This window comes from Sulfitobacter sp. 1A15106 (genome assembly GCF_043556995.1).
Classification (GTDB): domain Bacteria; phylum Pseudomonadota; class Alphaproteobacteria; order Rhodobacterales; family Rhodobacteraceae; genus Sulfitobacter; species Sulfitobacter faviae.
In genome coordinates, this window is sequence record NZ_JBIFFM010000002.1 from 1 (window position 1) to 22,373 (window position 22,373).

The 22,373-nt window shown below is 60.9% G+C and carries 18 protein-coding genes and 1 tRNA gene; 11 read left to right on the forward strand and 8 right to left on the reverse strand.

Annotation, left to right across the window (positions count from 1 at the left end; all coding sequences use genetic code 11):
- Together ACGYKA_RS02630 and ACGYKA_RS02635 are read left to right on the forward strand one after the other, a co-directional pair.
- The coding region (locus ACGYKA_RS02630) for a hypothetical protein (protein WP_394437862.1) at positions 1-249 on the forward strand (249 nt) is incomplete at its 5' end.
- 137 nt (positions 250-386) lie between these two features.
- Positions 387-1,913, forward strand: coding sequence for a sensor histidine kinase (locus tag ACGYKA_RS02635; RefSeq protein ID WP_394437865.1), 1,527 nt, complete (start codon positions 387-389; stop codon positions 1,911-1,913).
- 434 nt (positions 1,914-2,347) lie between these two features.
- On the opposite strand, the gene ACGYKA_RS02640 is transcribed toward ACGYKA_RS02635, so the two are convergent.
- The 7 genes from ACGYKA_RS02640 to pdxH form a co-directional block, all read right to left on the reverse strand.
- Positions 2,348-4,192, reverse strand: a complete 1,845-nt coding sequence (locus tag ACGYKA_RS02640; RefSeq protein WP_394437868.1) for a TniQ family protein — start codon at positions 4,190-4,192, stop codon at positions 2,348-2,350.
- Between the two features lie 223 nt (positions 4,193-4,415).
- Positions 4,416-4,676, reverse strand: coding sequence for a hypothetical protein (locus ACGYKA_RS02645; RefSeq protein ID WP_394408135.1), 261 nt, complete (start codon positions 4,674-4,676; stop codon positions 4,416-4,418).
- A gap of 234 nt (positions 4,677-4,910) precedes the next feature.
- A complete protein-coding gene (locus ACGYKA_RS02650) occupies positions 4,911-8,555 on the reverse strand; it encodes a vitamin B12-dependent ribonucleotide reductase (RefSeq protein ID WP_394412397.1) in 3,645 nt (1,214 codons plus the stop codon).
- A gap of 695 nt (positions 8,556-9,250) precedes the next feature.
- Positions 9,251-9,327 (reverse strand) — tRNA-Pro (locus ACGYKA_RS02655).
- A 77-nt stretch (positions 9,328-9,404) separates the two neighbouring features.
- Positions 9,405-9,863 carry a DUF192 domain-containing protein gene (locus ACGYKA_RS02660; protein WP_394412820.1) on the reverse strand — a complete coding sequence of 153 codons (459 nt, stop codon included), beginning with the start codon at positions 9,861-9,863 and terminating at the stop codon, positions 9,405-9,407.
- A gap of 23 nt (positions 9,864-9,886) precedes the next feature.
- Positions 9,887-10,432 (reverse strand): cold shock domain-containing protein, encoded by a 546-nt coding sequence (locus ACGYKA_RS02665; protein ID WP_394412400.1) that lies wholly within the window; start codon positions 10,430-10,432, stop codon positions 9,887-9,889.
- Between the two features lie 19 nt (positions 10,433-10,451).
- Positions 10,452-11,057 (reverse strand): pyridoxamine 5'-phosphate oxidase, encoded by a 606-nt coding sequence (pdxH, locus tag ACGYKA_RS02670; protein WP_394412403.1) that lies wholly within the window; start codon positions 11,055-11,057, stop codon positions 10,452-10,454.
- 248 nt (positions 11,058-11,305) lie between these two features.
- Here pdxH and fabI point away from each other — a divergent pair, with 248 nt between their 5' ends.
- Genes fabI through ACGYKA_RS02700 form a run of 6 tightly spaced genes read left to right on the forward strand, consistent with a single transcriptional unit; the run spans position 11,306 to position 18,370 of the window.
- Positions 11,306-12,112 carry an enoyl-ACP reductase FabI gene (fabI, locus tag ACGYKA_RS02675; RefSeq protein ID WP_067261594.1) on the forward strand — a complete coding sequence of 269 codons (807 nt, stop codon included), beginning with the start codon at positions 11,306-11,308 and terminating at the stop codon, positions 12,110-12,112.
- Positions 12,113-12,166: 54 nt separating this feature from the next.
- Positions 12,167-12,700 carry a xanthine phosphoribosyltransferase gene (gpt, locus tag ACGYKA_RS02680; RefSeq protein WP_067261592.1) on the forward strand — a complete coding sequence of 178 codons (534 nt, stop codon included), beginning with the start codon at positions 12,167-12,169 and terminating at the stop codon, positions 12,698-12,700.
- A gap of 46 nt (positions 12,701-12,746) precedes the next feature.
- Positions 12,747-13,928, forward strand: a complete 1,182-nt coding sequence (locus tag ACGYKA_RS02685) for an aminotransferase (protein WP_394412406.1) — start codon at positions 12,747-12,749, stop codon at positions 13,926-13,928.
- A 30-nt stretch (positions 13,929-13,958) separates the two neighbouring features.
- Positions 13,959-15,803 (forward strand): peptidyl-prolyl cis-trans isomerase, encoded by a 1,845-nt coding sequence (locus ACGYKA_RS02690; protein ID WP_394412409.1) that lies wholly within the window; start codon positions 13,959-13,961, stop codon positions 15,801-15,803.
- Between the two features lie 12 nt (positions 15,804-15,815).
- Entirely contained in the window at positions 15,816-17,327 is a 1,512-nt protein-coding gene (gene trpE, locus ACGYKA_RS02695) for an anthranilate synthase component I (protein ID WP_394402663.1), read from the forward strand.
- A gap of 2 nt (positions 17,328-17,329) precedes the next feature.
- On the forward strand, positions 17,330-18,370 hold the full coding sequence (locus ACGYKA_RS02700; RefSeq protein ID WP_394437874.1) for a succinylglutamate desuccinylase/aspartoacylase family protein: 1,041 nt from the start codon (positions 17,330-17,332) through the stop codon (positions 18,368-18,370).
- Positions 18,371-18,394: 24 nt separating this feature from the next.
- On the opposite strand, the gene ACGYKA_RS02705 is transcribed toward ACGYKA_RS02700, so the two are convergent.
- Positions 18,395-19,954: a divergent polysaccharide deacetylase family protein gene (locus ACGYKA_RS02705; RefSeq protein WP_394412415.1), complete on the reverse strand. Its 1,560-nt coding sequence runs from the start codon at positions 19,952-19,954 to the stop codon at positions 18,395-18,397.
- A gap of 166 nt (positions 19,955-20,120) precedes the next feature.
- Between ACGYKA_RS02705 and ACGYKA_RS02710 the strand changes: the two genes are divergently transcribed.
- Genes ACGYKA_RS02710 through ACGYKA_RS02720 form a run of 3 tightly spaced genes read left to right on the forward strand, consistent with a single transcriptional unit; the run spans position 20,121 to position 22,371 of the window.
- Entirely contained in the window at positions 20,121-20,702 is a 582-nt protein-coding gene (locus ACGYKA_RS02710; RefSeq protein WP_271691440.1) for an aminodeoxychorismate/anthranilate synthase component II, read from the forward strand.
- The gene (trpD, locus tag ACGYKA_RS02715) at positions 20,699-21,715 is read left to right on the forward strand and encodes an anthranilate phosphoribosyltransferase (RefSeq protein WP_394412418.1); all 1,017 of its coding nucleotides are present in this window, start codon (positions 20,699-20,701) and stop codon (positions 21,713-21,715) included. Before ACGYKA_RS02710 ends, trpD begins: the two co-directional genes overlap by 4 nt.
- Positions 21,712-22,371: a uracil-DNA glycosylase gene (locus ACGYKA_RS02720; RefSeq protein WP_394437878.1), complete on the forward strand. Its 660-nt coding sequence runs from the start codon at positions 21,712-21,714 to the stop codon at positions 22,369-22,371. Before trpD ends, ACGYKA_RS02720 begins: the two co-directional genes overlap by 4 nt.
- The last annotated feature ends 2 nt before the right edge of the window (positions 22,372-22,373 follow it).

Below are 22,373 nucleotides of genomic sequence, written 5' to 3' on the forward strand. Positions count from 1 at the left end.
GGGAAGTGTGTTCACATGGGTCAATTCTCAGTGACAATTTATGGGGCTACCGGGTCAGTTCTCAGTGACAATCAACAATCCCTCGTCAACAAGGGCGGCTTCGATGTCCAGCAGAATGAGCGCCTCATCCTCGACAAGCAAAACTATTCTGCAGCTCATTCTCAACCCTCAATAGATAACCAACCTCAACCGAATGCGGACCGTTTGGTTCCAACTTTTCAGACCGAAACTTGGCGGATGTGCAGATGACATCCTGCTGGGTAGACAAGACGGCCTCATCGAGGGGCATTGATTTATCCGCGTAGACTTAGAGGGAAAGCTACTACTTCCAAACCATTGCTTGAGCTCTACATCCTTTGATAGGATCGGCCCGGGAGAGAAACTACATGGTAACCAAGGCGATCGCCGGTTCAGCTCGCGCTGCGGCCACATTCATTGTCGCCACCTTTTTGGTCTATTCCAGCATCGTGGGAGCCCTCATCTATCAAGGCTTCAATGCCGCTCAGGATAGAGCTGAAAGTTCGGTCACGTCCGCCGCCAAGGCAGTAAAGATCAACACCGGTTGGATTGTTGAGACGGCTAAACAAGCGCTGCGCCAGATGGACTTCGCCCTTGGACCCGATGTTGAACCCGATAGCCCTACGACTTTGACCAGCATCCGGGCTTCACTCCAAGGGCTGCCCAGCAGCGCCAAAGCCTACATCGTTTCCGCTGACGGCCGAACCCTCTATACGACCGACCCCGACGCCCCAAACATCGATGTTCGCGACAGAGAGTACTTTACTGGCCCCGCCGCAGGACAGCAGTTCTTCACCTCTTCGCTTCTCACAAGTCGCATCGATAGCAGTCCGATATTCACGTTCAGCCGACGGCTTGAGCGGGAGAGCGTTTTCATAGGCGTTGCAATAATTTCGTTCGATGCGGCCTTATTGGGGGACTTGTTAGAATCTCTCGACCTGGGGCCAGGATCGACACTGGCTATTCTGCGCAGAGATGGCATGCTGGTGGCCCGCCATCCACCTGTGGATGGCCCGTTGGACCTTGCTCAACATGTTTTATTCAAAGACCACCTGCCTAATTCGGACGCAGGCAACTATATTGTCGAATCTCCTGTAGATGGCGAGAAACGATTGTTAGGCTATCAAACAGTTCCGGAAACTGAGCTCGTGACCATCGCTTCGGTGGGTTATATTCAAACGATGGATCGGTTCTGGCGACGTGTCCGGGTTTTCCTCGCCATCGTCATTCCAACCATTTTTGCGCTTGCCGTATGCGCTTTTTGGATCGTCAGCCTTCTCAGGCGGGATGCTCAGAAAAATGAAAAGCTGGAAGCTGCGTTCAAGACAAATACAATGCTGTTTCGCGAGATCCACCACAGGGTCAAAAACAACATGCAAGCGATGCAAGCTTTAGTAGGTATGCAAAAACTCTCCCCCGAAGTGAAGACCAACTTCAAATTGCGCCTAGCGGCGATGGCTACCGTACATGAGCATATGTACAACTACGACAAATATGCTGCTCTGGATGCGCCAGCATTTATCGGCTCAGTGACGGAAAACATCTTTAAAGCACATGGCACGCCCGCGCGTTTGAACCTTGACGTCGATCAGATATCGATCAGCCACGATCAGGCCACCTCTTTGGCCATGCTGATCAATGAAGTTGTCACAAATTCTTTGAAATACGCCGTCTTAGGAAGTACGGATGCTGAGATCCGCATAAGCCTCAAGCTTCTGACGGATGGCAAGGCCGAGCTGACCATCGCTGACAACGGACCTGGGTTTGAACCCGACAAGTGTCACTCAGGAATGGGCACTAAAATTATTAAGGGTATGGTCATGCAACTCCACGGGTCGCACACCTATGACTTCAAGGCAGGTACAAGTTTTTCGCTGAAGTTTCCTGTAGGTTAGCGTCGATAATTTTTGAGGCCATTCGTTTCGTAGGGTTCTTACCCTGCGCCATTTTTTTCGGGTGGATGTAACGAAGTTCTAAATTAAAAAGGGCAAGTCGTTCAGTGCCTATCTCGTTGTTGGGCTACCCGGTCCTCATGAGCGCTGATGAAGTTTGAGATCATTCTTAGACCTTATTCCCCATCGGATTTTCCACTTCGTGGAGACCACAAGCTGCGCGAAGCAGACCTTAATGCATGCTGCAGCGAAGGACCGCTCTCCGCCCTTCGAGCAAAACCTCTCGCATATGCGGCACATATCGAGCGGTTGCGGCGATCCGTTGAATCCGCACCGCACTTCAGACCTTCGCACATCCGATTTAGCTCTTCGACATCACGAAAGGCCGGTTCTGAGAAACAGCAATGCAGCATCTTGGAGCCCCGACCTAAAATCATTCAAATCGTCCCTCGCCGCCCATTCAAGCCGTCAACATGCGAGATAAGTTCCTGCTCGACAATCCATTCCGTACCGTCGGCTGAGTATTCTAGGATTAAAATACCAGCCGCATCCATACGTTTTTGGACTTCTCGGACTTGAACATTGTTGCGTCGTGCAAGAAGACGCCGGGAAACATAGGTCTCAACAAAGGCATCCAGCGTATCGCAGTTCACAAGCGTTTTTCTTTGGTGTGTCCTCTCATCATCTGTGTCACGTAATTCAAGATAACCCCGCTCGGACAATTCCCGCAAAAAACTCGCACTGATCCCAATCTCTTTTGAAACGTTTCCAATAGCTTTCCAATCCACTCGATTTTCCGTTGAGAAAACCTGTTCGGCTTCAAGAGGGTCAATTCGTATCTGTGAAAACAAAGTAAAGTCAGTTGCTCGCGTCGTATTTGGCAGTTTACCCGAAAGCACCGCTCCGTAGACAGTCGCCACGCTCACCCCATATTTTCGGGCGGCAGTGGCAATGTCATACCATCGGAAAGGCGCAGGAATATCTTTTTTTACTGGAAAACAAAGATGTCGTTCTAGGAAGCAATCTATGTCCGCCTTGGAAAACCGAGGCCGTGCATGATCCCCTCCAATGGAATGAGTTAAATAGCCCGCGGCAATCAAGGTCTGCATCTGCGTACGCGTTACGCCAAGAAAGCGTTCTGCCTTTGACATACTGATGGCACCAGAAACAGCCCCAACCACAACTTCCACAACGTCTACAGAATAAAGCCTTTCAGCTTCAGGTAAATCGAGCGCACCTATAGCACCCGCATCGTTTAGTAGATTGATAACCTTTTGCGGCCTCAAACCGTGTTCATGCGCAGCACTCAGTACGGAGTGAAACTTTCTCTTCTGTAGAGGTTGTCCCAAAACATCAGTTCCGGGTGCAAGAGCCCAGGTCTCGAGAATATGGTCGCGCAAAAGCTCTTTCATCGGCGCAAACTCAGGTGCAGATCCAGCACCGCGCTTTAACCAATCATGGACGGGGCCATAACGCCCCTGCGGCCGCAATTGCGGCTCACCGGGGCGTGTCCGCAAAGCCATCAGTAGGTCGAGCACAGCGTCGCGTCCCGCAGAAAATGTTGCGAACCCCTCATCCATCGCCTGCGCTATGTCCACCGGCGTGCAATCAGCGAACTGGCGGTTAGGATCAAAAACTTTTGCCACGCCAAGAATCTCACAAAGCGCCCCTAGGGCATCGAGAGGAAAAACGTCAGCCCATCCGAGTGCGGAATTTTCTCCTGCCAATACCCGCGTAATGTGGCGCTCATACAAGGCGTCACATTTGCTTTCCTGATCCAGATCGCCATCCAGTATTTCGGGGAGCCATGCCTCCCATGTTTGATTGAACTCATGGGGTGGCCCAGGCTCCGGCGGATGTATCAAAAACAGATGGTGTTGTGGACAAACACGAAAGCTGTTGACGGACCAGGCCATGCGCGCATAGGCATTCAACGCGGTGTTCTCTGTAAGCTCAGCACCGATATCATCCCGAAGACAGCCCGGGCAAACGCGGAACTGGCCGCGACGGAGGCGTTGATCTTGGAAAAGATGGCCACCAAACAGCACATCTTTCCCAGCCCCTTTCTGAAAAGTCTGGCGCATCGCACGATCGACATCCGCCCCTAAAATCGCAGAGATTTTCTGAATATCCTCAGCGGCACCATTGAGTGTGCCTTTGCGCGGGACGGAAAGGTCCAACAAAAGATCAAACACCCCGCTCAGCCCAAGTCCGCGCGCATATCTACTCAGATAACCGATAAACAATTCATCATCATGAAGCTCGATAGTCACTGACGGCATGGCGGATCTCAAAATATTCTAACCCATGGTCCGTCAATCTATACACGTGTCCGGCGTGATTTCTATCAACCACACTGTCCAAAAGAAAAATGGGGGACCAATTGGCCCCCCTGAGGTTCGCTTATCAGGCTCACTATTGATACCGCCCGGTAGATTATTTGCCTGCGGCCTGATCCGCGTCGGGAGCGAACACATCCGCTCCTGAAAACTCTTCTACGCGCCCTTAGTGCAGCACCCTGCCCGCGGAGCTATTGACGGAGAACACTGCCCTGCACCCTGCTTCACCGGCCTCGCGATAATCCTGAACCGAATAGGTCACGCTCAGAGACGGCACACCAAGCACGGACACGCTGCGAGCACCGTCATAGGCATCGGCCAGCGCCCCGATGACATTGCGGTCGAATTCCGCCTCCAGTGTGTTGCCCTTCATCGTCACGCGATCTGCCGCGCAAAGCTGTCCAGCGATGTCGAAAACTAGGTTCATTCCTGCTCCTGACCAACATAAAGCGTTGATAAATGATCCACTTTCACCTTCTCAACCCGCAGTCAATTTTCGACGAATTTCGAAATTTCGTAAGAAATTTTGAAATCTGACATTTTGGTTAACGCAGTTTTGACGAGGACGCGGAAATTAACGCTTTGGTAGAGCTACACGCCGACTTCGTCGGGGCGGGCCTTTTGGCCCTGCCCCTGCGCGCCCCTTTCGGGATACATCTTATCAGCTACAGCCCGAAGTGCCGCCGCAGGTGTTGCACTTCATGCAGGTGCCGTTGCGAACCAATGTGTAGTTGCCACATTCACCACAGGCTTCGCCCTCATAGCCCTGCATCTTGGCCTTGGCCCGCGCATCGAGACTTACCGCGCCGGTCGCGGCCGGAGCTGCGGGCTGCACCGCGACCGCCATATCGCCATTGCTGACTTGGGCTGCGTAGGCGGAGCTTGTTTCGACGTTTTGCCCGCCTTGCAGCACAACCAACTCTTGCGGCAGCCGGTTGCGCAGATAGCCGGTGGAGCTGATTTGCTTCAGCACTTCCAACGATTTATTCGCGGCCCCTTCGCTCAACTCGCTGACGTTCGAGAGGTTCTCTTCCTCGCCCCGGCCCAGATCGTCAAAGGTCGCGCCCTCGGGCTTCACATGCGCCAGATCGGTGCGGTCGAGGTAGCTCACCGCCAATTCACGGAACACATAGTCGAGGATCGAGGTCGCCTGTTTGATGCTGTCGTTGCCCTGCACCATGCCCGCCGGTTCGAACTTGGTGAAGGTGAAGGCGTCAACGAATTCCTCCAGCGGCACGCCGTATTGCAGACCGACCGAGACCGCGATGGCGAAGTTGTTCATCATCGCCCGGAAGCCCGCGCCTTCCTTGTGCATGTCGATGAAGATCTCGCCCAGCTTGCCGTCCTCATATTCGCCGGTGCGCAGATAAACTTTGTGACCGCCCACGTTGGCCTTCTGGGTATAGCCCTTGCGGCGCTGCGGCATCTTCTCGCGGTGCGACTTGATGATCTCCTTGACGATCACCTTCTCGACGATCTTTTCGGCCAACACGGCGGCTTTCTCATGGGTGTTGCCGCTTTCCAGCGTCTCGGCGGCGTCTTCGTCGTCCTCCACGAGGGCCGCGGCCAGTGGTTGGCTCAGTTTCGAACCATCGCGATAGAGCGCGTTGGCCTTGATCCCCAAGGACCAGCTGAGTTCATAAGCCTTCTGGCAATCCTCGATCGTCGCGTCATTGGGCATGTTGATCGTCTTAGAGATCGCCCCCGAGATGAAGCTCTGCGCCGCCGCCATCATGTGGATGTGGCTGTTTACCGAGAGGTAGCGCTTGCCCTTCTTGCCGCAGGGATTGGCACAGTCGAAGATGCCATAGTGCTCTTCGCGCAGATGCGGCGCCCCTTCCAGCGTCATGGTCCCGCAGACGTGGTCGTTGGCCGCCTCAATGTCCGCCTTGCTAAAGCCGAGGGAGCGGAGCAGATCGAAGGTCGGGTCGTTCAGCTTTTCGGTCGGAATGCCCAGCACCTGCGTGCAGAAGGCTTCGCCTAGCGTCCATTGGTTGAACACAAAGCGGATGTCGAAGGCCTGCTTTAGCGCGGTGTCGATCTTGGCCAACTCATTGGCGCCAAAGCCGTGCCCTGCCAGCGTGGTGTGGTTGATCGCGGGCGCATTGCCGATGGTGCCGTGGCCGACGGCATAGCTGACGATCTCTTCGATCTGGGCCGACCCGTAGCCGAGTTTTTCCAGCGCGGCAGGGACGGATTGGTTGATGATCTTGAAGTATCCACCCCCGGCGAGCTTCTTGAACTTCACCAGCGCGAAGTCGGGCTCGATCCCCGTGGTGTCGCAGTCCATGACCAGACCGATGGTGCCGGTGGGCGCGATGACAGAGGTCTGCGCGTTGCGGTAGCCATGGGCTTCGCCCAGTTTCAGCGCCTCGTCCCAGCAGGATTTGGCGATGTCGACCAGCCCCGCCTGCGGGCAGTTGGCGTGATCCAGCGGGACCGGCTTGACCGACAGCTGCTCATAGCCGTCGGCCTTGCCATGGGCCGCGGTGCGGTGGTTGCGGATGATGCGGAGCATGTGTTCGGCGTTCTTGGCATAGCCCGGGAAAGCGCCTAATTCGCCCGCCATCTCGGCGGAGGTCGCATAGGCGACGCCGGTCATGATCGCGGTCAGGGCACCGCCCAAAGCGCGGCCTTCGTCGCTGTCATAGGAATAGCCCATGTTCATCAGCAAGCCCCCGATATTGGCATAGCCCAGACCCAGCGTGCGGAAGTCATAAGACCGCTGCGCGATTTCCTTGGAGGGGAACTGCGCCATCATCACGCTGATTTCCAGTGTCACGGTCCACAGGCGCGAGGCGTGCATGTAGTCCTCGACCTGAAAGACACCGTCCTTGAGGAAGGTCAGCAGGTTCATCGAAGCCAGATTGCAGGCCGTGTCGTCGAGGAACATGTACTCCGAACAGGGGTTCGAGCCGCGGATCGCGCCGTCTTCGGGACAGGTGTGCCAGTCGTTCACGGTGTCGTGGTATTGGATGCCCGGATCGGCGCAGGCCCAAGCGGCGTGGCCGACCTGATCCCAGAGGTCACGGGCGCGGACGGTCTTAACAACCCGGTTCTCGGTGCGGCTGATCAGCTCCCAGTCGGCATCCTTCTCCACGGCCTTCAGAAAGGCGTTGGTGACGCGGATCGAGTTGTTGGAGTTCTGGCCGGAGACGGAGTTGTAGGCCTCAGAATCCCAGTCGGTGTCATAGGTCGGGAACTCGATGCCGGTGTGGCCCTGCTTGGCGTAGTCCAGCACGCGCTTGACGTAGGTCTCGGGGATCGCGACCTTCTTGGCCTCGCGGATCGCCTGTTTCAGCGCGGCGTTCTTGGCGGGGTCATAGGCATCCGCCTCGGCCCCGTCCCATGTCTTGATCGCGTCGAACAAAAGGTTGAGCTTCTGCTCGTGCATCTTGGAGCCGGCGACGATGGAGGCCACCTTCTGCTCTTCGAGCACCTTCCAGTTGATGAAATCCTCGATATCGGGGTGGTCGGCGTCGACGATCACCATCTTGGCCGCCCGGCGGGTGGTGCCGCCGGATTTGATGGCGCCGGCTGCACGGTCCCCGATCTTGAGGAACCCCATCAAACCCGACGACTTGCCGCCGCCCGACAGCTTCTCGCCCTCTCCACGGAGCGATGAAAAGTTGGTGCCCGTGCCCGAGCCGTATTTGAACAGACGTGCCTCGCGAACCCAGAGGTCCATGATGCCACCGTCGCCCACCAGATCGTCGCCCACAGACTGGATGAAGCAGGCATGCGGCTGCGGGTGCTCATAGGAGGATTTCGACCGGGTCAGTTTGCCGGTCTTATAGTCGACGTAGTAATGCCCCTGCGCCGGTCCATCGATGCCGTAAGCCCAATGCAGGCCGGTGTTGAACCACTGCGGGCTGTTGGGCGCCGCGCGCTGGCTGGCGAGCATGTGGCGCATCTCGTCGTAATAGGCGCGGGCGTCTTCCTCGGTCGTGAAATAGCCGCCCTTCCAGCCCCAGTAGGCCCAGGCGCCCGCCAGACGGTCGAAGACCTGCTTGGAAGAGGTCTCCCCGCCCATCTCGGCCCCTTCGGCGGGCTCAGAACGCCACAGGAACTCAGGCACGTCCTTTTCCTTGACCTTGCGGGTCTTGCTGGGCACGCCCGCCTTGCGGAAATACTTCTGTGCGATCACGTCGCTGGCGACCTGGCTCCAGGATTTGGGGACTTCGACGTTGTCGAGCTTGAACACCACCGAACCGTCAGGGTTGCGGATCTCTGACACCGTGGTGACAAAGTCCAAATCCGCATAGGCATCCTGCCCGGCCTTGGTGAAATTCCGTTCAATCTTCATCGTCGCTGCCCTTTTTCAAACTCTCAAAATCCTGAGCCGACATGCCCACGGCAGGCCGTCTCACCCCTATGTGCTGGCAGTTTGAACAAAGCTTCCCCGCGCCACCTGCTGACGCAAGCGGCCCGAAACCGATTGAAACGCTGGCTCTATACTCTGTCCCCGCCGCCCAAGCGCCCTATTGCGTTAACCACAACATATTGTGGCGCTTTACTTGACCCCCACAAACTGACGTAGATCGCACTATTTGGTCAACGGTTTTTTTCAGAATAATTTCAGGGCGGGCAGTTGACCGAAGCCCCCCGATTTGCCCCGCGCCCTACCCCAGTGATTCAGCCTCAGGATATCCCCAAAGATACCCGCAAGCCCGACTGGTGGGCGGCTTTAAAATAATCCATTGCCGGGGCCGGGTTAGCGGAGGTGTTTGAGAGATTGGTTGAATTCATCCACAGCCCAAGACCGCCCGCCGCGCGACAGGCCGCCGAAAGTGGGCTCTGTGCCACGATCACCCGGTCCAAGTCCTCTGCCCCATGTCCGCGTCTAAAACCGCGGCAGAATCATCACGATCTCGGCGCGCACAGGCGCAAACCTGCCAATGCGGCGGCGGCAGCTACTATATCTTGTGCAGAATGAGGATAGGACAACGGGCGCGCCTCAACCAAAGCGGGAAGCGCTACATCAGCGATGTTGGAAGAAAGTGGTCGGAGCGAGAGGATTCGAACCTCCGACCCCCTGTACCCAAAACAGGTGCGCTACCAGGCTGCGCCACGCTCCGACTGGGGCTTCTTTAGCCATAAGCCCACCGATTGAAAAGCCCCGATTGACCTTAAACTCGGAAAATCCGCGAAGTCTTTAGCAGGGCCAAGCCGGGGTGTTGCTGGCAAAGGCCGGATGGCGGATTTCGCTGCCTTCGGTGATGCCAAGGCGTTTTGACAAGCCGCCGTTAATCTCCAGCACCGACAGCAAATCGTCGCCGCCCGGAATCGGTGTTTCGTCAAGCGGTTTGGCGGAGTGGTGGATTTTCTGCACCACACCCCTTTCGTCGATGAACAGCAGGTCCAGCGGGATCAACGTGTTGCGCATCCAGAAATTCAGGGGCTGAGGTCTTTCGTAGATAAAGAGCATCCCCGCGCTCAGCGGCAGTGAACGGCGGTGCATCAGCCCCTTGGCGCGTTCCGCCGTGTCATCGGCCACTTCGACAGAGAAGCGGGCCTTGCCCCACTCCCCGCGGAGCGTCACGGAATCGACACGGCAAACCTCGGCCACCGCCGCGCCGGTCAGCAGCAGGCCAGCCAGTGCCGCCTCTGCCATATGCCTTACCAGTCGCCCGACCTTTAGCCGTCTATCACCGCGTCCCATGAGCTTACCTCCGCCGCCAGATGGCCCCGATCGCCAACAATCACACGCATGGCAAGTGCTTCGCCCGGTTGCAAATCACAAAGTCCGGATTGGCGCAGCACGTCGATATGCAAAAACACATCTTCCGCGCAGCCAAAGACATTGGCAAACCCGAATCCCTTGGCCTTGTCGAACCATTTGACACGGGCGGGCTCAAACTCGGCGGTGGCCAGTTGCTCGGGGTCGAAACCGGCGAATTCCACCACGGCGGTGGGCAGTTCACTGGGCGCCTCGACAGAGAGCACTTCGACCGCCTGCGCCCCGCGCTCGGTCTGTTGGACGCGCACCGCCACCCGCGCCCCATCCGCGACAGAGCTTTGGCCGTAATTGCGCAGGACATTGACGTGCAGCAGGATGTCCGCCCCGCCCGCATCCGCGACGACAAAGCCGAAGCCCTTGACCGGGTCGAACCATTTGACCACGCCTTCGAGGGGGTCATCTATCGCCGCTGGTTCCGCTTGGGTTTCAGACACATCTTTCATGGGGTATCGCGCCGTCAGATCAGGGGTTGAGCCGGGTCACGGCCCAAAGTGCCGCGACATCTGCGCGCCGCCATTGGAAACGGTCATGCAGGCGAAACTCGCCATCGGCCCAGAATTCGATTTCCAGCGGGGTGATCCGGTAACCGCCCCAGAACGGCGGACGCTCAGGGTTCACCCCTTTCTGCGCGGTCACCTTGGCCACCTCGGCCATTAGCGCACCGCGGCCTGAGAGCGGCTGCGATTGGCGCGAGGCCCAAGCCCCCAGACGGCTTTTGAGCGAGCGCGAGGCGTAATAGGCATCGGCTTGTGGCCCGTCCTCTCGGCTGATCAAGCCGCGCACCCGCAGCTGGCGGCGCAGGGATTTCCAATGCATGACAAAGGCCGCCTTGCCCGCGCCGTCAAGTTCCTGCGCCTTCTGGCTTTCGTAATTGGTATAAAAGACAAAAGCCTCCGGCTCGATCTCTTTTAGCAGCACCATGCGGGCGTTGGGCAGACCTTGCGAATCTACCGTGCTGAGCGCGATGGCATTGGGATCATTAGGCTCGGTCGCCTCTGCTTCGGAAAGCCAACGCTGCGCAATTGCAAAGGGATCATCCCCCGCAAAAATACCAGTCCGCGTCTCCATTCGGCATCTCCTTCAGAGTGCTTTGCCTGTCACCGGTTCTACGCCGGGGTCCGATCTCTTCGGTATGGCATTTGTTAACAATCGGCAACTCAAAGGACAACCTCACCCGATTTCCGACAGTTAGCCGCCGATCTTATGGCAATTCTCGGGGGTGAAGGCGCCTGTGCAGTCTTGATGGTAGCGCTGCAATCGCCTAGACCAAGACAACCTCAACGGAACATAGACAAAAACATAGACAAGGCGGCGGAATGGGAAACGAACTGATGCAGGGCAAGCGCGGGCTCATCATGGGGCTGGCGAATGACAAATCCATCGCATGGGGCGTGGCCAAGGCGCTGGCCGATGCGGGGGCGGAGCTTGCTTTTTCCTACCAAGGCGAAGCGCTGAAGAAACGCGTAGGCCCGCTGGCCGAGCAGCTTGGCAGCGACATCGTTCTGCCCTGCGACGTGGGCGATGAAGCATCGATCGACGCGCTTTTCGAAAGCCTGAAAGAACGTTGGGGTGAGCTGGATTTCATCGTTCACGCCATCGGTTTCTCCGACAAGGGTGAGCTGCGCGGCCGCTATGTCGACACCAGCCGCGGCAATTTCGCCATGTCGATGGACATCTCCGTCTACTCCTTCACCGCCGTGATGCAGCGCGCCGAGAAGATGATGTCGCCCGGGGCAAGCGCGCTGACGCTGACCTACTACGGCGCCGAGAAGGTGATGCCGCATTACAATGTCATGGGCGTGGCCAAGGCGGCGCTGGAAGCGAGCGTAAAATACCTCGCCGAGGATCTGGGCAAGGACGGCATCCGCGTCAACGCGATCTCGGCGGGGCCGATCAAGACGCTGGCGGCTTCCGGCATCGGCGACTTCCGCTACATCATGAAATGGAACGAGTACAACTCGCCCCTGCGCCGCAACGTCACCACCGAGGACGTGGGCAAGGCCGCGCTGTTTTTGCTGTCGGATCTGGGCAGCGGCACCACGGGCGAGAACCTGCATGTCGACGCGGGCTATCACGTCGTCGGTATGAAGGCGGTTGACGCGCCCGACATGTCCAAGGAATAAGCCGCCCAAATCAATTCGCGCGGGTGCCCGCGCCAGCTGCTGCAAAGGACCACCATGACCAAATCCAAGGACGCCTCGCGCCTGCCCCATGAAAAGGGCTTTCACATCTCCTGGGATCAGATCCACCGCGACAGCCGCGCGCTGGCGTGGCGGCTGGACGGTCTGGGCCCCGACGATGGCGCTTGGCGTGCGGTCGTGGCAATCACCCGCGGCGGCATGGCGCCCGCGATGATCGTCGCGCGCGAGCTCGACATCCGCACCGTCGACACGATCTCGGTCATGTCGTACCACTCGGGCGGCGGGGCCGCCGACCAGCGCCGCGAGGCGAAGGTGCTGAAATCCCCCGACGCCGAGATGATGGGCGACGGCACCGGCATCCTGATCGTCGACGACCTTGTCGATAGCGGCAAGACCATCGAACTGGTGCGCGAGCTTTACCCGCAGGCGCATTTCGCCACCGTCTATGCCAAGCCCGAGGGCGAGCCGCAGGTCGATACTTTCATCACTGGCGTGAGCCAGGACACATGGATCTTCTTCCCGTGGGACATGGCCCTGCAATATGTCGAGCCCTACCGCGGCAAGGACTGACCGGCCCCGCGCCACCTGCCCTGCCCCTATCTGACCGGATACCTCCATGACGCTTTCGCGCACCGCCACCACGTTCTTCCCCCCGGTGATGGAGGCGCGGCGCTGGCTCGATGGCGTCGACTTCCCGCCTGACCGTCCGCTGATCAACGTCAGCCAAGCCGCCCCGGTCGATCCGCCCCCCGCGGGGCTGCGTCAGGCGATGGCCGATGTCACGCTTCACAACGATGAGGCGCATCTCTACGGGCCGGTGCTGGGCCTGCCGGAACTGCGCGCGGAACTGGCGCGGCAAACGGCCGAGAAATACGCGGGCGTGGTGACCGACGAACAGGTCTGCATCACCTCCGGCTGCAACCAGGCCTTCGCCGCCGCCATCGCTACGCTCTGTGGCGAGGGCGACGAGGTGATCATCCCGACGCCCTGGTACTTCAATCACAAGATGTGGCTCGACATGAGCGGCGTTGCGGCCGTGCCGCTGCCCGTCGAGGCCGACATGCTGCCCGACCCCGAAAAGGCCTCGGCCGCCATCACACTGCGCACCCGCGCCATCGCGCTGGTCACGCCCAACAACCCCGGCGGCGTGGAATATCCCGCGGCGCTGGTGCAGGAGTTCTTCGAACTGGCCCGCCGCCACGGCATCGCGCTGATCCTTGATGAGACCTACCGCGACTTCCACAGCCGCCCCGGCGCGCCACACGCGCTGTTCCGCGACCCCGATTGGCATAACACGCTCATTCATCTCTATTCCTTCTCCAAGGCCTACCGCCTGACCGGCCACCGCGTCGGCGCGCTGATCGCCAGCCGCGCAAGGCTGGCCGAGGTCGAGAAATTCCTCGACACTGTCGCCATCTGCCCCGCGCAGATCGGCCAGCACGGCGCGCTCTGGGGGATGCAGAACCTCAGCGCATGGCTCGCCGAAGAACGTGAGGAAATCCTCGCCCGTCGGGCCGCCATTGCCGACCTGATGCCGAAGCTCGAACCGCTGGGCTGGGAGCTTCTGGGGCTGGGTGGCTATTTCGCCTATATGCGCCACCCTTTCAGCGTTTCTTCGGCTGATCTGGCGCGCGATCTGGTGCGCGACGCGGGCGTGCTCTGCCTGCCCGGCACGATGTTCCAGCCTGAGGGCGACGCCCGCGGCGAAAGCCAGCTGCGCGTCGCCTTTGCCAACCTCGACGCCGCCGGTCTAAAGGTGCTTTTCGACAGGCTTGCAGCCCTGCCACGCAACGCATAGACAGGTCCGAAATCAACGAGGGACCGTGTCATGGCCAAAAAGGGCTTCAGCTTTTCGAAAACCGCCGTCTGGGCCTTGATGGCCCTTCTGATCTTGGGTCTGGGCGGCTTTGGCGCGATCAACCTCAGCGGCAATCTGCGCAGCATCGGCACCGTGGGCGACAAGTCGATCTCGGTCGATCAATATGCCCGCCAGTTACAGCAGGAAATCCGCGCAATCGAAGCGCAAACGGGCGAGAGCCTGCCCTTTGCCCGCGCCCAAGAGATGGGGCTGGACCGCGCCGTCCTGCAACGGATCGTGCGCAACCGCGCGTTGGACCATGAGGCCGACCAGATGGGCATCTCCATCGGTGACGCCACCCTGCGCGATGAGATCGTGGCAATCTCGGCCTTCCAAGGGATCGACGGCAACTTTGACCGCGAAGGCTATCGCTTTGCCCTTCAGCAAAGCGGGATGAGCGAGGCTGAGTTCGAACGCTCGATCCGCGAAGAAGCCGCGCGTGGCCTGCTCCAACGCGCCATTCTGGGCGGCGTCTCCATGCCCGACACCTATGCCCGCACGCTGGTCGACTATGTTGCCGAAGAGCGCAGCTTCACTTGGGCCCGGCTGAGCGAAGATGACCTCGACGCGCCCCTGCCCGCCGCCACCGAAGACGAATTGCGCGCCTATTACGACGCCAACACCGATGACTTCATGCTGCCCGCCAGCAAAAGCATCACCTACGCTTGGCTCGCTCCCGAAGACCTGCTGGACGAAGTCGAAGTGCCCGAAGAAGAACTGCGCTCCGAATATGACGCCCGCAGCGACGAATACGACCAGCCCGAGCGGCGTTTGGTCGAACGTCTGGTCTTTGCCGATCAGGAGGCCGCAGACCGCGCCGCCGCAGCGCTTGAGGTCGACGGCACCACTTTCGAGGCGCTGGTCGAAGAGCGCGGCTTGGCCTTGGCGGATGTCGATCTCGGCGATGTCGCAAAATCCGATCTTGATGATGCAGCCGATGCGGTCTTTGCCGCCGAAAGCGGTGACATCGTTGGCCCGCTGCCCAGCTCGCTCGGGCCGGCCCTGTTCCGCGTAAACGCCATCCTTCCCGCGCAGCATGTGCCTTTCGAAGAGGCCCGTGACGTGCTGGAAGAGACCCTCGCCATCTCCCGCGCCACCCGCGCTGTCGAGGCCCGTGCGCAAGAGATTGACGACCAGCTTGCCGGGGGTGCCACGCTCGAAGACTTGGCCCAAGAGACCAAGATGCGCCTTGGCACCATCGATTGGACCCAAGACAGCAGCGAGGGCATCGCCGCCTATGGCGCCTTCCGCGAGGCCGCGGCGGGGCTGAGCGCGAATGACTTCCCGCAGATCGACCAACTCGAAGACGGCGGCATCTTTGCCATGCGTCTGGATGAGACCAAAGACGCGCGCCCCGAACCTTTCGAAGAGGCCCGCGACGCCGTTGAGACCGCATGGCGCAACGCTCAGATCGTCGAGGCGCTGACCGAAAAGGCCGAGAGCCTGACCGAGACGCTGGCCGAAGAAGGGGGTTTTGAAGCCGCCGGTCTTTCGCCCCAGCTTGGCGAAGGGCTAACCCGCAGCTCCTATGTCGACGGCACGCCGGACGATTTCATGGATCAGGTCTTTGACCTCGACGAAGGCGGTGTGGCCGTCCTGCCCGCAGGCGATAGCGTCGTGGTTCTGCGCCTTGATGCCGTAACACCGGCGGGCGAAGACGATCAGACCCAAGCGCTGATGGACCGCCTCTCGCAGCAGTTGGATCAGGCGCTGGCCCAAGGTCTTTTTGATATCTACAGCAATGCCGTCATGCGCGACGCCGATCCCCAGATCGACCAGCGCGCGATCAATGCCGTGCATGTGAACTTTCCCTGATAGGCAATTTTGATGGCCCTGACCCCGGATTTCGATAGTTTCGCCCGCGCCTATGAGGCGGGCGAGAATCAGATCGTCTACACCCGCCTTGCTGCCGATCTCGACACGCCTGTGTCCTTGATGCTGAAACTCACCGGCGCGGCGGAGAATGCCTTTGTGCTGGAATCCGTCACCGGCGGCGATGTGCGCGGGCGCTATTCGATCATTGGCATGAAGCCCGATCTGATCTGGCGCTGCCGGGGCGAGACCTCTGCGCTCAACCGTGCGGCGCGCTACGATGCCGATGCCTTTGAGGATATGCCCGGTGACCCGCTCGACCGTCTGCGCGACGTGATCGCGGAATCGCGGATCACCCTGCCCGACGATCTGCCGCAAGCCGCCGCCGGGCTCTTTGGCTACCTCGGCTATGACATGATCCGGCTGGTCGAACATCTGCCCAATGTGAACCCCGACCCTCTGGGCCTGCCCGACGCCGTGATGGTGCGCCCTTCGGTCGTCGCAGTCCTCGACGGGGTCAAAGGCGAGGTGACCATCGTCTCCCCCGCTTGGGTGTCCGAGGGCCAAACCGCCCGCGCGGCCTATGCCCAAGCGGCCGAGCGGGTGATGGATGCCGTGCGCGATTTGGAACGCGCCATGCCGCAGACCTCCCGCGATTTGGGAGAGGCCGAGGACGCGCCGGAGCCGGTCAGCAATTTCACCCGTGAGGGCTATAAATCCGCCGTGGAAAAGGCGCGCGACTATATTAAGGCGGGCGATATCTTTCAGGTGGTGCCAAGCCAGCGGTGGGCCCAAGGTTTCACCCAACCGCCCTTCGCGCTCTACCGCAGCTTGCGGCGCACCAACCCCTCGCCCTTCATGTTCTATTTCAACTTCGGCGGCTTCCATGTGGTGGGTGCCAGCCCCGAGATCCTTGTCCGGGTCTTCGGCAACGAAGTAACCATTCGCCCCATTGCAGGCACCCGCAAGCGCGGCGCGACCCCGGAAGAAGATCGCGCGCTAGAAGCCGATTTGCTCAGCGACCCCAAGGAGTTGGCAGAACACCTGATGCTTCTGGACTTGGGCCGCAACGACGTGGGCCGGGTCGCCAAGATCGGCAGCGTGCGCCCAACGGAAGAGTTCATCGTCGAGCGCTACAGCCACGTGATGCACATCGTCTCAAACGTGGTGGGCGAGTTGAAAGAGGGCAAGGACGCACTCGACGCCTTCTTCGCGGGCATGCCTGCGGGCACCGTTTCCGGCGCGCCAAAGGTCCGCGCGATGGAGATTATCGACGAGTTGGAGCCCGAGAAACGCGGCGTCTATGGCGGCGGCGTGGGCTATTTCAGCGCGGGCGGCGACATGGACATGTGCATCGCCCTGCGCACCGCCGTGGTGAAGGACGAGACGCTCTACATCCAAGCAGGCGGCGGCGTGGTCTATGACAGCGACCCCGAGGCCGAGTTCATGGAAACCGTGCATAAATCCGGCGCAATCCGCCGCGCGGCTGCGGATGCATCGCGGTTCGGTGGCAAGGGCAACGGCTGACCATGGCCCCGCGCGCGCCCTTCCAGATCGCGGGGCATTCCGTCGCCCCCGGCAGCAGCCTTGCCGTTGATCTGCCCGTCTCGATCCTGCCGGACCACACGCCGGTGCATCTGTCGCTGGAAATCTTCCACGGCAAACGGCCCGGGCCGACGATGTTCGTCTCCGCCGCGGTGCATGGGGATGAGGTAATCGGCGTCGAGATCCTGCGCCGCCTTCTGCGCGCGCCGCAACTCTCGGCGCTGCGCGGCACGCTCATTGTAGTGCCTGTCGTGAACTCCTTCGGCTTCCTGAACCGCTCGCGCTACCTGCCCGACCGGCGTGATCTGAATCGCTGTTTCCCCGGCTCACCCACCGGCAGCCTCGGCGCGCGGCTGGCGCATATCTTTCTGCAAGAGGTGGTGCTGCGCTGCGACTTTGGCGTCGATCTGCATTCGGCAGCGATCCACCGCACGAACCTGCCGCAAGTGCGCGTCTCTCCAGCGGATAAGGTGACCCAGAAAATGGCGCTGGATTTCGGCGCGCCGGTGGTGCTGACCTCCCCCCTGCGCGACGGATCGCTGCGCGCGGTCGCCGCGAAACAAGGCACGCCGATCCTGCTCTACGAGGCAGGCGAAGGGCTGCGCTTTGACGAGATGGCCGTGCGGGCGGGTCTAGCGGGCATCTTGCGGGTGTTGCGCGGGCAAGACATGCTGCCCGCCAAAGGCATCGCCCGCGCTCGCAACGCGCCCTATATCTGCACCGCTTCCCATTGGCTGCGCGCCCCCGCAGGCGGCCTGCTGCGCACCTTCCGGGCCGAGGGCGAGACCGTCGCCGAGGGCGATCTTCTGGCCATCGTCTCAGACCCTTTCGGCAAGGAGGAGGCAGAGCTTCTGGCCGATGCGCCCGGCATCCTCATCGGGCGGGCGATGCTGCCCATCGTTAACGAAGGCGATGCGGTCTTTCACCTTGCCAAACTTAGCCCCCGCGCGGCGGAGGCGACGGTGGATGAACTCGCCAGCCAGTTGGAAGAAGACCCGCTCTTCGACGAGGACGAGATCATCTAACACCAAGGCGCGCCCCGCGCGGGGTCACTCCTCGCGCAGCAGCACCGCCGAGATCGGGACCAAAGCCACGTCGCTCGCGCGGTCTTGTAGCCCCCAGAGCAGCAGGGCCGAGACGGTATCGGGGCGCAGGCGGCCCAGCATGATCACAGCACCCTCCTGCCCCGCTTTGAAGGCCGCTTGATCCAGAAAACGCCGGATCACCCGGGCTGACTGGTCCTTGCTGTCAAAATCGCGAAACACCGGATCGGCAGGCACACCCGCCTTGCGCGCCAGCTTGGGCATGGTGTTAAGCCCCTTGTCCTGCGTCACCAGCCCGTGGCCGGATTGCGCGAGGATATCGGTCACCTGATCGGCCAGCGCGCGGCTGCCTTGGAAGCCGCTCTCGGTGCCTTCTAACACCCCCACCACCGGGCCAATCTGGTCGAGCGTCGCGCCAAATGTAGTCTCGGCATCGCTGGGCTGCGCGCCCTGCGGCAGGTCGACCATGGCCAAGACCTCGAACCCAGCCTCGCGGTAGGTTTCCACCCGCTCGGCGGCATCCGGCAAGGTGCTATCGACGGCGAAACTCAGCGGATAGGGAAAGCTGCGCAATGCGGCCAACCCGGCGCTGCCCGCGGTGACCGAGGTGCCATCGTCGATCAGCACCACGCTCATCAGCGGCTTGCCCTCGGGCAAGTCCACGGCGAGGCTGTTGGCCACCACGGGGCGCGGGTCTTCATTCACGATTTCGTCAGCTTCAGCGGGCTCTGCCGCCACCTCTGCGCCGGGGCGGTTAATCACGACGCCTGTGTCTCGCTCGGTCAGGCTGGTCGCTGGTGTGCCGATGGCCGGGCGGCTGTCGGCTTCAGTTTCAGCAGGCTCTGGGGTGGCTTCGGCAACCTCCGTCTCTTCCAGCGGCGCGGGGCTTGCCCCCTCGATGCTCTCCGGCTCAGGCACCGGGAAAGACAGGTCAGCTTCAGCGGCCTCCGCCTCACCACGAGGCGCGTCTTCAAGCGCATCGGCTTCAACCTCCGGCTCTTCGATCACAACCTCCTCCGCCGGCAGAGTGATCGCCTCCTCGTCTTCGACCTCCGGCGCGGCCATGCCCTGCGGCGCGTCAAAGGCCCCTTCGATATCCGCCACATCCGGCGCGGGCGGCTGCGCGGGTTCGGTGCTGATCGAAAGCTCATCCGCCGCAGGCGGCGCATCCGGCGCTGTGGCCTGCGGATTGGGCATGACAGGCTCTTCCGCGCCGGGCGACATCGGCGTCTGCCCCTCGGGGGCCGCGGGGGTGCTGAGCCCCTCCGCATCGCCGGTCTCTGGCAGGCTGGCCGAGGTTTGCGTGTCGGGGTCGAGCGCGGCGAGGCTGTCTTGCTGCGGCACATCTGCGCGCGGCGCGGGGGCGTTCAACACCGGCGCGCTATCGCGGCTGCGCCCCTGCTCGCCTGCATCCGTCACGTTGATCCGCGCTGGCGCGGGGCCAGATCCGGGCGCATCACCCACCTGCGGCGGCAGCGGCAAAGGCATCATCAGCGACACCGCACCGGCCACACCGATGCTTGCCACACCGCCCCAAATCAGCCCGCTCAGAACTCCGCGTGCCATCTGCGCTACTCCTGCTGTCTGCGCCATGGCCAGAAAGCCCGGCGTTCCCCTCAATTGGCTTGCCCCAAACTCTTGACGATGGGGTTCAAGCCTGAACATGTATGCGAAAACCTATACCGCGCTCCGGCGCGGTTTCTCCAGTCCTAATACAAAGAAATGCCTGCCTGTGCTGCTGCTCATCGATAACTACGACAGCTTTACCTATAACTTGGTCCACTATTTGGGCAGCCTCGGGGCGGATGTGCAGGTGCACCGCAACGACGCGCTCAGCGTGGATGAAGCGATGGCCATGAACCCCGCCGGTATCCTGCTGTCTCCCGGCCCCTGCGACCCCGACCAAGCGGGAATTTGCCTAGAGTTGACCCATGCCGCCGCCGCAGCGCGCGTGCCGCTTCTGGGCGTCTGTCTTGGCCACCAGACGCTTGGCCAAGCCTTCGGCGGCAAGGTCGTGCGCGCGGATGATATCGTGCATGGTAAACTGGGCCAGATGCAGCACGACGGGCGCGGCGTTTTCGCCGGGCTCCCCTCGCCCTTCGGGGCCACGCGCTATCACTCGCTGGTGGTCGAACGCGCGAGCCTCCCCGATTGCCTTGAGATTACCGCAGCGCTTGAAGACGGCACCATCATGGGCCTGCAACACCGCGACTTGCCGCTACACGGCGTGCAATTCCACCCGGAATCGATCCGGTCCGAGCATGGCCACGCCCTGCTGCAAAACTTCCTGAACGAGATGAAGGTCCCGGCATGAGTAGCGCGCTGAAACCCCTGCTGGATGCCGCCGCGAACGGGCCGCTAACCTCGGATCAGGCCGTTGAAGCCTTTGAAATTCTGTTCGAGGGCGAAGCGACCCCCAGCCAGATCGGCGGGTTCCTCATGGCGCTGCGCACACGCGGGGAGACGGTCACCGAATATGCCGCCGCGGCACAGGTCATGCGCAGCAAATGCAACGCCGTGCACGCGCCCGAAGGCGCGATCGACATCGTCGGCACCGGCGGTGACGGTAAGGGCACGCTGAACATCTCGACCGCCGCCGCCTTCGTGGCTGCGGGCGCAGGCGCTGTCGTGGCGAAACATGGCAACCGCAACCTCAGTTCGAAATCAGGTGCTTCCGACGCGCTGTCGCAACTGGGGATCAACGTCATGGTCGGCCCCGCGGTGGTCGAGCGTGAACTGGCCGAGGCCGGTATCGGTTTCATGATGGCGCCCATGCATCACCCTGCCGTCGCCCATGTCATGCCGACCCGGTCCGAACTTGGCACCCGCACGATTTTCAACATCCTCGGGCCACTGACCAATCCGGCAGGGGTCAAACGGCAGCTGACCGGCGCCTATACCCGCGATCTGATTGAACCGATGGCGCTGACACTCAAGCAGCTCGGCTCGGAAAAAGCATGGCTTGTGCATGGCTCCGATGGCACGGATGAGCTGACCATCACCGGCGTCAGTTGGGTCGCAGCACTGGAAGACGGTGTCGTCAACCTGCGCGAATTGCACCCCGAAGACGCGGGCCTCCCGGTCCATCCGTTCGAAGCTATCGCCGGGGGTGAGCCCGCCGAAAACACCAAACATTTCAAGGCGCTCCTTGACGGGGTTCCATCAGGCTACCGCGACGCGGTGTTGCTGAACGCGGCCTCTGCTTTGGTTGTGGCCGATGTGGCCCCGGATCTGGAATCCGGTGTTGAGATGGCCCGCGAAAGCATCGACAGCGGCGCGGCGCGTGAGCGGATCGAGGAAGTGGCGCGGATCAGCCAGTCGGCATGACACCGCCGAGCCTCAGCGCCCTTGGCGCATGGGCCGAACTGCCCTTTTTTGCCGAGGATTGGCCGCGTATTGCCGAGCAGCTTGCCGCGGAAACGAGGGTGGTCCTACCGCCCGCCCCGCAGATATTCGCCGCACTTGAGCATCTGCAACCGTCGGCTTTGGAGGTGGTGATCCTTGGTCAAGACCCCTATCCGACTCCCGGCCATGCCCATGGTTACGCCTTCTCGGCCGAGCCGGATGTGCGCCCCATTCCCCGCTCCCTTTTCAATATCTTCAAGGAGTTAGACGCCGATCTTGGCGCATCACCGCAAGATCCAGACCTGCGGTTCTGGGCCGATCAAGGGGTTCTGCTGCTTAACAGCGTGCTGACCGTTCCGGCGGGCTGCGCGCATGGGCACGCGAGGCTCGGATGGCAAAGGCTAACCGCTCAGGTGCTCGCCCGTCTCTCTGATCGCCCCCGCGCCTACCTGCTTTGGGGGGCGCATGCGCAAAAGGCGGCGGCAGAGGTCGATCCGGCGCGCAACCTCAAGATAGAGACGCCGCACCCTTCACCACTATCGGCAAGGCGCGGCTTCTTCGGCTCACGCCCCTTCAGCCGCGTGAATGACTGGTTGCAGGGCCAAGGCAAGCCCGGCATACATTGGACAAAGCCGTGAGG

Bases quoted from the DNA above. Each gene is read 5' to 3' on its own strand.
- ACGYKA_RS02705 (WP_394412415.1), bottom strand. From the start codon at position 19,954: ATGGCACGCGGAGTTCTGAGCGGGCTGATTTGGGGCGGTGTGGCAAGC.
- trpE (WP_394402663.1), top strand. From the start codon at position 15,816: ATGGCCCTGACCCCGGATTTCGATAGTTTCGCCCGCGCCTATGAGGCG.
- ACGYKA_RS02660 (WP_394412820.1), bottom strand. From the start codon at position 9,863: ATGGCAGAGGCGGCACTGGCTGGCCTGCTGCTGACCGGCGCGGCGGTG.
- ACGYKA_RS02685 (WP_394412406.1), top strand. From the start codon at position 12,747: ATGACGCTTTCGCGCACCGCCACCACGTTCTTCCCCCCGGTGATGGAG.
- ACGYKA_RS02700 (WP_394437874.1), top strand. From the start codon at position 17,330: ATGGCCCCGCGCGCGCCCTTCCAGATCGCGGGGCATTCCGTCGCCCCC.
- ACGYKA_RS02720 (WP_394437878.1), top strand. From the start codon at position 21,712: ATGACACCGCCGAGCCTCAGCGCCCTTGGCGCATGGGCCGAACTGCCC.
- ACGYKA_RS02650 (WP_394412397.1), bottom strand. From the start codon at position 8,555: ATGAAGATTGAACGGAATTTCACCAAGGCCGGGCAGGATGCCTATGCG.
- gpt (WP_067261592.1), top strand. From the start codon at position 12,167: ATGACCAAATCCAAGGACGCCTCGCGCCTGCCCCATGAAAAGGGCTTT.
- ACGYKA_RS02640 (WP_394437868.1), bottom strand. From the start codon at position 4,192: ATGCCGTCAGTGACTATCGAGCTTCATGATGATGAATTGTTTATCGGT.
- trpD (WP_394412418.1), top strand. From the start codon at position 20,699: ATGAGTAGCGCGCTGAAACCCCTGCTGGATGCCGCCGCGAACGGGCCG.
- fabI (WP_067261594.1), top strand. From the start codon at position 11,306: ATGGGAAACGAACTGATGCAGGGCAAGCGCGGGCTCATCATGGGGCTG.
- ACGYKA_RS02690 (WP_394412409.1), top strand. From the start codon at position 13,959: ATGGCCAAAAAGGGCTTCAGCTTTTCGAAAACCGCCGTCTGGGCCTTG.
- ACGYKA_RS02665 (WP_394412400.1), bottom strand. From the start codon at position 10,432: ATGAAAGATGTGTCTGAAACCCAAGCGGAACCAGCGGCGATAGATGAC.
- pdxH (WP_394412403.1), bottom strand. From the start codon at position 11,057: ATGGAGACGCGGACTGGTATTTTTGCGGGGGATGATCCCTTTGCAATT.
- ACGYKA_RS02645 (WP_394408135.1), bottom strand. From the start codon at position 4,676: ATGAACCTAGTTTTCGACATCGCTGGACAGCTTTGCGCGGCAGATCGC.
- ACGYKA_RS02635 (WP_394437865.1), top strand. From the start codon at position 387: ATGGTAACCAAGGCGATCGCCGGTTCAGCTCGCGCTGCGGCCACATTC.